At 70.9% G+C, this 7,648-nt stretch carries 6 protein-coding genes and 1 pseudogene; 5 read left to right on the top strand and 2 right to left on the bottom strand.

Annotated elements, in window-relative coordinates:
- The 3 genes and pseudogenes from FF041_RS27045 to FF041_RS27055 form a co-directional block, all read left to right on the top strand.
- A pseudogene (locus tag FF041_RS27045) lies at positions 1-337 on the top strand (AfsR family transcriptional regulator); the annotation flags it as partial.
- A gap of 183 nt (positions 338-520) precedes the next feature.
- Complete coding sequence (locus FF041_RS27050; protein WP_153525271.1) at positions 521-1,396, top strand: RICIN domain-containing protein; 876 nt, start codon at positions 521-523, stop codon at positions 1,394-1,396.
- Between the two features lie 167 nt (positions 1,397-1,563).
- Positions 1,564-2,658 (top strand): 2-oxoglutarate and iron-dependent oxygenase domain-containing protein, encoded by a 1,095-nt coding sequence (locus FF041_RS27055; protein WP_153525272.1) that lies wholly within the window; start codon positions 1,564-1,566, stop codon positions 2,656-2,658.
- A gap of 91 nt (positions 2,659-2,749) precedes the next feature.
- Here the strand turns inward: FF041_RS27055 and FF041_RS27060 are convergent, their stop codons facing one another.
- Positions 2,750-3,310 carry a GNAT family N-acetyltransferase gene (locus tag FF041_RS27060; RefSeq protein WP_153525277.1) on the bottom strand — a complete coding sequence of 187 codons (561 nt, stop codon included), beginning with the start codon at positions 3,308-3,310 and terminating at the stop codon, positions 2,750-2,752.
- 234 nt (positions 3,311-3,544) lie between these two features.
- Between FF041_RS27060 and FF041_RS27065 the strand changes: the two genes are divergently transcribed.
- The gene (locus FF041_RS27065) at positions 3,545-4,597 is read left to right on the top strand and encodes a methyltransferase (protein WP_153525273.1); all 1,053 of its coding nucleotides are present in this window, start codon (positions 3,545-3,547) and stop codon (positions 4,595-4,597) included.
- 82 nt (positions 4,598-4,679) lie between these two features.
- On the opposite strand, the gene FF041_RS27070 is transcribed toward FF041_RS27065, so the two are convergent.
- Positions 4,680-6,107 carry a polysaccharide pyruvyl transferase family protein gene (locus FF041_RS27070; RefSeq protein WP_323392835.1) on the bottom strand — a complete coding sequence of 476 codons (1,428 nt, stop codon included), beginning with the start codon at positions 6,105-6,107 and terminating at the stop codon, positions 4,680-4,682.
- Between the two features lie 619 nt (positions 6,108-6,726).
- On the opposite strand from FF041_RS27070, the gene FF041_RS27075 reads away from it, so the two are divergent.
- A partial coding sequence (locus tag FF041_RS27075; RefSeq protein WP_153525275.1) for a hypothetical protein occupies positions 6,727-7,648 on the top strand: 922 nt, incomplete at its 3' end.

A 7,648-nucleotide genomic window follows, 5' to 3' on the forward strand; every position in this document is an offset into this window, starting at 1 on the left:
AGAGGCCCTGGAACAGCTCCACGACGCCCTCGACGGCTTCGAGGCCAACCGGCAGCGGCTCTGGCAGGGAACCGCCCATTACCGGATCGCCCAGGCGCATCTCTCCGCCCTCCGCGCCGGGCACGCCGCCCAGCACGCCGAACAGGCCCTCGCCCTAGGCTTCATCGGCGGCGACCAGATGCGCGCCAGGGTCCTCATCACCCTCAGCCGGGCGCTCTCCACCCTCGGCCAGGCGGACCGGGCACGCGCCTGCCGGCAGGAGGCGCTGATACTGCACGAGCAGCAGGGGCCGGCAGCCGAGGACATCGGACAGCCCGCCGTCTCGCGCGTCGGCTGACGCGAAGGGCGCGTCACCGGGACAGGCCGGGCCCCGGTCGGCGTGTCCCGGCCGGGCCCCGGCCGGCGTCAGCGGAGTGTCAGAGCCGCGGGCGACGCTGAACCGCCCCGCCGAGGCGCCGGTTCGCCGCCGCGCCCCCGGCCGGCGGCGAGCCGTACGAGCCGTTCACCCAGGGGGTACCTCATGCCGGCGCTCGTCCACCGCAGACCGGGCGGCGCCGTCGCGCTCGTCGTCGCCCTGTGCTCGCTGCTGTCCCTGCTGATCCTGTCCCCGGCGCCCTCCGCGCGGGCGGCCGGGGCCGCGCAGACACGGGAGATCGACATCGTCGCCGTGCACAGCGGGCGCTGTCTGGAGGTGAAGGACTCCTCCCTGCTGCCCGGCGCTCCCATCGGACAGGCGGACTGCACCGGCCAGGCGGGGGCGCTCTGGACGCTTCGGGAGTCCGCGGCGGGCGGTGGAGCGGTCAATGTCGTCAATGTGAACAGCGGACGGTGCATGGCGGCCCCGACCGGCTCGGTCGGCGCCCCGGTCCGGCAGGCGGACTGCACGGGCCAGGCCGCGACCAGCTTCGTCCTGGTCGACCGGGCCACCCATGTCTGGCTCCAGCCCCTGGGCGTCACCCCGCCTGTCTGCCTGGAGGTGACGGGCAGCTCGCACAGGCCCGGAACCGCCGTCAGGGTGGCCGAATGCTCCGGGCAGCCGGGCGCCGCCTTCCGCCAGCGTCAGCCGAGGACCGGCAACGACCCGGCGACCGGCGATCCCGATCCGCAGGACTGCCCCAAGGGCTCCTTCTGCATCTACTCGGGTCTCAATCAGAGCGGAACCCTGCGGGTGGTGACGGCGGGCGACTGGGTCACCCCGCAGCTGACGTTCTACGGATCCGTCTTCAACAACGGCTTGACCGGCCCGGGCGCGGGCCGTGTTCAGTTCGGGTACAGCTCGGGCCCCACGGGTTTCTCGGTCTGTCTGGACGCCCACCCCGGCCCGGGGGTGTACAAGATGAACGCGTCCAGCTTCCTGGACGCGGCCGTGTCCGCGACCTGGCGCGGGGAGTGCTGACGGCCGGACACCTCTGACGCCGTCGGCCCGGGCTGTCCCGCTCAACCCGAAGACAAGCGGGGGTACACATCCTGTGGGGGCGCCGTGAACGCTCTTCCGGTACGCGCTACCGGCCACGGGCTCCACCCCGTCGCATCGCCAGAGAAGATCCAGAGGAGAGCCGAGAGATGTCCGACATACCTGTCTTAGAACTGCCCGAATCCCTCACCGGGTCCCCCGCCGACCGTGCTCTCGCGGCCGGAATGATCGACGCGTGGCGGACCCATGGGATCTTCTACCTCGCCACCGGCCCCGCCGAGCAGGAGATCGTCCGGGCGGCCATGAGCGAGAGCAGGCGGTTCTTCGCGCTGCCGTTCGCCGAGAAGGCCCGGTACGTGAACGACACCACCTACAGCGGATACATCGCGTCGGGGGAGGAGGTCACCGCGGGCGAGGCCGACCACTCGGAGATCTTCACCGTCTGCAAGGACATCGCCGGGGACGACGAACGCTCTCTGTCGGCCTGGCCCGCCCATGGCCCGGTCCCCTGGCCCGGCCAGGCGTATGAGCGTGCGATGAAGGCGTTCATGACGCAGCTGGGGTCGATGGGGGAGCGTCTTCTCGCGCTCGCGGCACTCGGCCTCGGACTCGACGACCCGTCCGCGCTGAACGCGCTCACCGCGGACGGCTGGCACCATATGCGGGTACTGCGCTTCCCCGCAGCGTCGGACGCCGGCGAACGCGGCATCGGAGCCCACACCGACTACGGGCTCCTCGTCATCGCCGCGCAGGACAGCGCCGGAGGGCTCTGGATACGCCCTCCGGTGGCGGGCGAGCACCGCAACCGCAACTGGCTGGGGCATGAGAGCACCGCGGGCATGTTCGAGAACGACGAGCCCTGGACGTATGTGCCTCCTGTGCCCGGCACGCTGACCGTGTTCCCCGGGGACATCCTCCAGCTCCTCACCGGCGGTCATCTGCTCTCCACCCCGCACAAGGTCAGACTGGCCGCGGACCGCGAGCGCTACTCCATGGCGTACTTTCACGAGCCCGCCTTCCAGAGCTGGGTGGAACCGCTGCGGCACGCCTTCCCGGACGACGGCGGAGCCGGGGCGGACCCGGAGAACCGGCTCCACTACGGCACCCACTTCACCCGGATGTTCCTGCGCTGCTACCCCGACCGGATGACCACACTCCGCCTCCTTGCGACGGGCGGACTGGAGAGGCTGGCCCGACTGCGGGAGAGCGCCCTGCCCGTCGAGCGGATGGCGGGCCGGCGCTGACGGCCGAAAGGCGCGGACGCCGAAGCGCCGGACGGCCCGATCCCCCGGTGGATCGCCGGCGACGCCCGCGATCCACCGGCGCGCGAGAAGCTCAGGAAGCCGGCCGGCCCGCCCGCCACTGCGGCGCGAGAACCGACCAGATCTCCTCGTCGTGCCGCTTCCCCCGGTAGAGATAGCTCTCCCGCAGTACGCCGTCCCTCGTCATCCCGAGCCGTCTGGCCACGGCGATGCTGGGCTCGTTCCCCACCGAGACCCACCACTCCACGCGGTGGACGCCCCGCTCCTCCACGGCCCAGTCGATGACCGCCCGCACGGCCCGGGTCACCAGCCCCCTGCCCACCGCCGACGGCTCCAGCCAGCAGCCCGCCTCGGCGGTGCCCTGCTCGACGTCCATCTTCCGCAGGAGGACCGCGCCGACCAGTCGGCCGTCCGTCCGGATGCCGTAGAGCCGCCCGGCGTCGGCCGCGGCCTTGTCCGCGTACGCCTGGAGGAACGCCCGGCTCGACTCCAGGTCCGTGACGACGTCGGGCAGCCCGTTGTGCTGCCCGATGAACTCCCGTCCCCGGTCCAGATGGGCCAGGAACTCCTCGGCCTGCCACGGTTCGAGCGGGCACAGCTCAGCACCGTCGTCGCCCAGGGATATCGCGTACATCGTCACCTTCCAGTCCGAACCGGCCATACGGCGAACGGATCTTCTCATGGGCACCGTCACGGGCCCGCGACGGTGCGGAGCTCCGGCGGGGGAGCACGGCGCCCGGAGCTCCGGCGGAGCCCGGCTGCCTCCGCACGGCTGTCTTCAGCCTGATGCGCTCTCATCAAGGGCGGTGAGAACGGGTATGACCGGAGCATGGCACCGTGACCTGTTCCACGACCCGGAAGGATGCACATGGCAGTGGAGTCGCCAGACCCGGACGCTTCCGAAGCGGCTCGGCGGGCCGCCGCCGTCGTCATCGACGAAGCGATGAGCTATGTGTGCGCCGCGGCGCTGCGAGCCGTGGCCGCGACGGGAGTGGCGGACCATCTGGCCGCCGGTCCGCGCACCCCCGCCGAGCTGGCGGCCGCCTCCGGCGTCGACGCCGGGAATCTGCGCCGGGTGCTGCGGCTGCTGGCCACCCGTGGTCTCTTCGCGGAGGACGCCGAAGGGCGATTCGGCCTCACCGAGGCGGGTGAGGCCCTGCGGTCCGACGCGCCCGTACCCGTCCGGGCGGCGGTCCTCATGATCACGGACCGCACGTTCTGGCTGCCGAGCGGGGAGCTGACACGGTCTCTGACCGAGGGGACGTCGGCCTTCGACGACATCTTCGGCATGCCGTTCTTCGACCATTTCGCCCAGGACGAGCAGACCGCCGCCGTCTTCCACGACGGCATGGCCGCCATGTCGGAGGCGGAGAACACCCCCGTCGCCCGCTGCTGGACATTCCCCGACGAGGCCCTGGTCGTGGACGTCGGCGGCGGCCAGGGCGGGTTTCTGAAGGCGGTGCTGCGGGCGTCGCCCACCGTACGGGGGGTCCTCTACGACCGGGCGCACGTCCTGGCCGGGCACCGGCTGGACACCCGGGAGACCGAGGGCCGCTGGGAGCTGGCGGAGGGCGATTTCTTCACCTCCGTACCGCCGGGCGATGTCCACGTCCTCAAGCGCATTCTTCACGACTGGGACGACGACCAGTGTGTGACCGTCCTCCGCAACTGCCGTCGCTCCCTGGCGCCGAAGGGGCGGGTTCTCGTCGTCGACGCGGTGATCCCTCCGGGAGACGATCCCCATCAGGGCAAGACCCTGGATCTGCTCATGATGGTCTCCCTCACCGGCAGGGAACGCTCGCAGGACGACTTCGAGCGGCTGTTCCGCGCCGCGGGGCTGAAGCTGGTCCGCATCCACTCCACCCCCACCGTGCTCTCCATCGTCGAGGCGGAGGCGGAGGCGGAGACAGAGGCGGACTGAGACGACCGTGTGAGCGGGAGGGCGCCGGAGCCGTTCGGCACCGGCTGTCCCGGGCCCCGTACCGGGGCCCGGGACAGGGGTGTCACGCGCCGCCGCCGGGGCGGCGCACCCGCCGCTGGATCGCCGGGACCAGGCGGGTGAGGATCCGCCTCTCGACGCCCATCAGCCGCTTCTCTCCGACGGAGAGCGCCTTCTGCACCTCGGCGAGCTGCTTCTCCAGCTCCTTGGTCCGCTTGGTGAGCTGGGCGATGCGGCGGTCGGCCGCGCTGCCGTTCTCGTGCAGACGGCTGATGCGGTAGCGCAGGGAGCCGTCCTCGGAGCCGTCCCACACCCCGATCGACCCCGGTGCGTCCAGGGCGGCCACCTTGGCCTCGTAGGAGGCTCCGCCGTCGCCGTGCTCGAAGGTGTTCTCCAGGCCGTTGCGAGAGAGGAAGGCCGTCAGCCGGCCGAAGCGCTCCTTGTGTCCCTGGTGCAGCTCGCTGAAGTCGGCCTCCTGGTACAGCCGCGCCGGGTGGATGTCGGCGGGGGTCTGGCTCAGCAGCCGGTGCGGGATGCCGAAGTAGCGGCACAGCTCCAGGGTGCGGGAGTCATGGGCGAGCACCACCGCGGGCGTTCCCGCCAGCAGCGCCGCGATGTTGCCGTGGATACGGGTCCCGTACGAGAAGTCGTGGGTGGACAGCTCCTCCAGCCAGGACCTCGGGTCGAGGGGGACGCGGACCTTGTTCTCCTGGAACAGCGGGTGCGTCAGCTGCCGGGGGATGGGGGAGCGGTGGCCGGCGGCTGCCGACGTGTCGCCCCAGAACAGCAGCTCGGCGTCGACCAGGTTCTGCGCGAAGTAGGTGAGGTGCGGGAACCGCTCGTGGGCGTGGCGCACCAGGCCGGCCAGGTCGCCCACGCGGGTGGCGTAGGGCGAGAGGTTGATGGCGATACGGGACTCGGAGTCCAGGGTCCCGGGATCCCTGAGCTCGGGGAAGGTGTCGCCGTACATGAACATCGACGGACAGCCGATGATCTCGACGTCACGGCTGCCGAATCCCAGGCCCTTGAGATAGGAGGCGGTCAGCTCGCCCCGTACCCCGATGGACGCCGATTTCTTGAGCACCGCGCGCATGAACCGCCGCACGGGTACGTCCATCTCCTGTAGCCGCCCCATCTGGTAGTCGGCGCTGGTCTGCGCGCCGACCCCGATGACCACCACCGGGATGGTGAGCTGCTCGATCAGCGCGGACAGCCGGTTCAGCGACGCACGGAAGGAAGGGCGGAATGCATTGGCGAGGGGCACGACGAACATGTCGTACTCCTCGTTGATCTGCCGGGCGCGCTCCGCGGAGGGGTCGGTCCTGAGCCCGTTCGAGACGATCTCGGTGTTCTCCGTGAGCAGCAGCTTGTGGGATGCGTCACTGAAGACCAGGTTGCCCGAGTTGGTTCCGATGAGGTCCTGCTGCAGATACTCCTCGCGCGTTGCGGCGTAGAACGGGCTCCTGCCGGAGCGTATGAGGATGCGCTTCACGTTCTTCTCTTTCATAGGGCGCTGTTCACGGCCGGAACCAGCACGTCAAAACGGTGAACTGCGATCAGCGGGCCAGATGGACCGGCAGTTCGCCGGTTCGTCTGCGGGAGGAGGAGGGGCCGGTGGGCGGCCACCGCCCCCAGGCGCCCGGAGGGAAGCCCTCCGCGCCGGACGGCCGTGGGCGACCACCGGCCCGCGGGCGGTATGACGCCCGGGGACTCGCCGGTGAACGGGCCTCCGCACCGCGCTCCGGGGACCCCCGCCCCCTCGCGCGCGGGCCGGACGCGGCCGGGCGCGGCGACGGTCGCCAAGGATATGCCACTGGCAAACAGATTCACCGACCTCCTCGCACCTGGGTGACCACGACTGTGATCACTGACCAGACTCATGAGACGCCGGGAAGGTTGCACGGCACTTTCCGCGGATTGTGCGGGGCCGGTTCCACGGTCCGGCGGGAGAGGCGGCGGAACGGGGCGCCGCCTCTCCCGCTGGGCCTTCGGGGCGCCCCCGCAGCGGTGTCGGATATCACCGGATCCGGCGTACAACCTTGTCAGGGTCCTGACCGTCTTCTCAGTGATCACGCCGTGATCGCACCTATGAGGAGACCGTCATCACCGCCATGCGCAAGACCCTGACCGCTGCCGCCGTCGCCGCCCTCGTGGTGGCCGGATCCACCGCCTGCGGCACGGTGGAGAATCTCTCCGCCGGACAGAAGCTCGACCGCGCCTTCGACAAGCTCGGCAAGGAGCGCTCGCTCTCCGTCGAGCTGGACCTGGACGCCGACGCCGCGGCGATACGGGCGCTGGACGCCGGCGCCGAGCCCGGCGACGAGATGCCCGACGCGATCGCCGAGCTGCTCACCGCCGGGCGGATCTCCGTCATGGTGGAGTCGGAGAAGCCGCTCGCCGAGTCCGGCGAGAAGGACTACACCGGCATCGCGATGAAGTTCAGCGGCCCCGACAGCGCCCTGTTCGAGTACCGGATGGTCGGCGACTATCTCTACGGCCGCGTCGACATGAAGGCGCTCGGGGAGCTGTCGGGCGGCCCCGCGCCGTCCCTGGACGACCTGGCCTCCGGCGGTGAGGTGCCCAAGAGCCTCAGGTCGCTGGAGCCCGTGTTCGCGGGCGAATGGGTCAAGGTCCCCGTCAAGGAGATCCGGGACGCCGAGAAGCTGGTGGCCGAGCGCGCCGACGCGGCCGGCGCGCCCCCCGCCGAGCCCACGCTCGACGCCAAGACGCAGAAGAAGCTCCTCAAGACCCTGGGCGACGTCGTCGCGAGCGAGGCCGACTTCAAGAGCACCGAAGGCAAGGACGGCGCCGAGCGCATCACCGTCACCGCCTCCCTCCGTCCCCTGCTCACCAAGCTGATCGACGAGGTCCGCCCGATCCTGAAGAAGCTCCCCCAGGGCACCGAGCTGCCCACGGCCAAGGAGCTCAGGAAACTGCCCGAGAAGGAGGGCTCCGCCGACTTCACGATCAAGAACGGCGCGGTGACCGAGATCTCCATCGACCTCGCCCAGCTCGACGAGAAGCTCAAGGGGG

It is taken from the genome of Streptomyces jumonjinensis, from assembly GCF_009600885.1.
Lineage (GTDB): Bacteria > Actinomycetota > Actinomycetes > Streptomycetales > Streptomycetaceae > Streptomyces > Streptomyces jumonjinensis.

Coding starts and splice junctions, on each gene's coding strand:
- FF041_RS27050 (WP_153525271.1), top strand. CDS start 521: ATGCCGGCGCTCGTCCACCGCAGACCGGGCGGCGCCGTCGCGCTCGTC.
- FF041_RS27055 (WP_153525272.1), top strand. CDS start 1,564: ATGTCCGACATACCTGTCTTAGAACTGCCCGAATCCCTCACCGGGTCC.
- FF041_RS27060 (WP_153525277.1), bottom strand. CDS start 3,310: ATGTACGCGATATCCCTGGGCGACGACGGTGCTGAGCTGTGCCCGCTC.
- FF041_RS27065 (WP_153525273.1), top strand. CDS start 3,545: ATGGCAGTGGAGTCGCCAGACCCGGACGCTTCCGAAGCGGCTCGGCGG.